Genomic DNA, 2,964 nt, shown 5'->3' with positions numbered 1-2,964 from the left:
GGACGGGGAGTTGCGCTGGCGGCGGAGGAGGACTCCGGAGCCGGAGGCGGGCGAACGCCTCCACCAGAGGGCGCTGGCACTGAAGGCACCGAAACGGAAGGCGCGGGGACTCCTCCTCTGGAGGGAGCTGCGACGTCAGGCCCTGAACCAACTTTCCTGAAGGGAATAGGCTCGCGATTCATCGGAGCCGCGGGCCCACGAGGTGACCGTCCCCGCTCGACCTTGGCGGCTTGCAGCGCGTCTCCGCGCCGTTCGACCCCACCTGGGAATTTGGAAGCGAGGTCTGGTCCGTCGACACCCACCTCGACTGGCTGGCCAGCTTCGCCACGCCTTGATGCACGCCTCGGACCGGCGAGCCGCCGACATTCACACGGCGGCTCGTCGCTCCGAGCGGGTCCGCCACCAGCCCTGTCAGCACCTCCTGCTAACTCGTGAGCATCCAGGAGGCGTCTCGTGATGGATTGGCAGGCTCGGTGTGGAGCGGGTGTCCGCCGTCTGGGTGCGCTGGGACTGGTGGCGGTGATGGTGTTGCCTGGCTGCCAGGGTTGGGGAGGCCAGCGGCTGGGGCCGTGGCTGGAGAGCGCGCCGCCTCGCTACCACTCCGCTTCACCGCCTCCGTTTCCTCGACCGGAGCCGCGGGATGACGGCGGAGGCGGTGGGACCCTGGGCGGGCCCGAGCTGGGCCGCTTCATGGCCTTCGTGCGCGAGAAGCAGACAGCGCTCCGCCGTCCCCAGGTGCCCGAGGCCGAGCGGCGCGTGGGCGAGGCGGCGCTGCTGGAACTGCTGGCCTGGTTGCACGAACGCGGTGAGGAGCAGCTCGCGCGCGAGGACCCGGAGGAGGTGTACCTGCGTTTCAAGGTGGCCCGGGTGCAGCGGTACCGTGAGGACGACGCGCGCGACAGGGCCGTGGAGGCGAAGCTGGAGGAGCACTGGCAGTGGGCGCGCGAGCGCAGCCGGCTGCTGGCCTCGCGCCACTTCCGCAAGGCCGGGCGTCAGTGGCTGGTAACGGAGAGTCCCGTCTACGAGGGCGCGCAGGACGCACTGACCTCGGCGGTCCTCGCCTGGGCCTACGCGCATACCGAGGACCCGGACTACCTGCGCAAGAGTCCGCAGGAAGTGGCGGTGTACCTGCTGGCGAAGCGCAGCGCGCTGGCCACCGCGCTGGCGCTGGGCAACGCGTCGCCTCCGCGCCTGGAGTGGGTGCCCGAGTCAGTGGAGGCAGTGCCCGTCGAGGAGGTGCTGCTGGAGGTGGCGGTGGGCCTGCTGCCGGTGGCCGGCGAGTCCTCGGACCTGCTGGGCGTGGTGGCCGGCATCAGCATCCTGGGCAGGCAATTGAGCCCGGAAGAGCGGCTGCTGTGCGCGGTGGTGCTGCTGCTTCCGGTGCTCAGCGGCAGCCTGGTGGCGCACGCGCTGGACTCCTCGCGGGCGGCGCTGCTGACGGGGCGCAGTCTGCAAGAGGCGCAGGTGATTGGGCGACTGGCGAGCCACCTGGCGCCCGCGGACGCGGATCGGGTACAGCGGTTGCTCCGTCAGGCCGGGCGCGGAGAGAAGGTGTCAGCGGAGGAGCTTCAGTGGCTGCGCGAACTCTCGGAGCGACTGCGCGAGCCGCTGGCGGAAGTGGCGCGGGCGGTGAAGGCCGGAGCACGCGTGCCGCTGCTGGGCTCGCGCACCACCGCGGAAGGCACGCGGCTGGTGCCCGGCAGCCCCGAGCATCTGGCACAGGCGTGGGTGGACTACCAGTTCCGCCACCCGGGTAGATATCCGCGCTTCGACTTCACGCCGGACTCGAAGTGGGAGCGGATGTACCGCACCGTGCTGGAGAACAAGGAGCGGGGCGGCGAGTTCGAGCAGTTGGTGCTCCAGAAGTACGGCTACGAGAAGAACACCGCCCTCATGCTGCCGCCGCCGGGCAGCAAGGCGGAGCAGGGCTTCATCCCGGACGCGGTGATGGGCAACCCGGAGGAACTGGTGTGGGGCAGGCCCTACCGCTTCGTCGAGGTGAAGGGCCGTGCCGAGATGTCACTCACCGGCAATCTCAAGGCCATGCTTGCCTATGTGACCACCCATGGTGGTCACATCGAAGTGTGGTTCCGCTCCGCCCGGCATTCCTCTGGCAGGACGTACCCATCAGGTCCGCTTCAGAAGGATCTGGACCGCCTCGAAGCCCTCGGCAGGGCCACGGTGCGCTACTTTCCCGACTAGGCCTCATGGCGCTGAGCTACCTCGACACCTCCTTCTGGTTGCCGCCCGTCCCGCCTTCGGCGGCGGTCGTGCGCGAACTCCTGCGGCGCGTTTTCGAGCAGTACCGCTGGTTTCAACCCGTGCGTTATGGGCTGGTCTTCACCGATGAACAGCTCGACCCGGCGCACATCGACTACGACGCCGTGGTGTCCTTCTACGCCCGGCAGCAAGGAGTGACAGTGCTCGCCAGGACGGACCGCGACTTCATCACGCTCGCGCCCACCCTCGCCGATTCGCCTCCGTTCGTGGGCAGGCTCACCTGGTGTACCTCCGTCACAGCCGCGAAAGCACCCGACTGGCGGCGGGCCCACCTGCAGCAGGTCACGGAGTTGATGCGACTGCTGGACTCTCCCCTCGCCCAGGCAAGCCTGGAAGACGACCTTCAACGCAAGACGCGCAGGCTCGTACCAGCGCCGGACGGCTTCGGCTCCATCCGCGACTTCACCGTCCGCGACCCCAGCGAGGGCCTCGCTGGCCTCTTCTGGCGCAACTTCTTCGGCCCGCCCTTCACGCGGATGTTCGGCGACCGCCTGCGCTCCCTCCCCCCGGACACCGTCCAGGACCTCGGCGACGGCCGCGTCCTCGTCCAGCCCTACCCGCTCCCCACGCAGGCCATGACTCCAGACGCCCAGGCCGCCGAGGAGCGCCTCATCACCGCCCTCGGCCCCGACTGCTTCTACGACTTCCAGCACCACCGCAAACCCACGCGCCGCCCCGAACTCC

2 protein-coding genes are annotated in these 2,964 nt (G+C 69.6%); both read left to right on the top strand.

Annotated features, from left to right (window positions below; translation table 11 throughout):
* Nucleotides 1–456 precede the first annotated feature (456 nt).
* Nucleotides 457–2,202, top strand: a complete 1,746-nt coding sequence (locus HG543_RS52850; protein ID WP_169352554.1) for a coiled-coil domain-containing protein — start codon at nt 457–459, stop codon at nt 2,200–2,202.
* Nucleotides 2,203–2,207: 5 nt separating this feature from the next.
* Nucleotides 2,208–2,964, top strand: a 757-nt coding sequence (locus HG543_RS52845; protein ID WP_169352553.1) for a hypothetical protein, incomplete at its 3' end; no start/stop codon positions are given.

The sequence above is a fragment of the Pyxidicoccus fallax genome (assembly GCF_012933655.1).
Lineage (GTDB): Bacteria > Myxococcota > Myxococcia > Myxococcales > Myxococcaceae > Myxococcus > Myxococcus fallax.
Note: the sequence above shows the minus strand (reverse complement) of the source record. Positions and strands in the feature narration are given on the sequence as shown.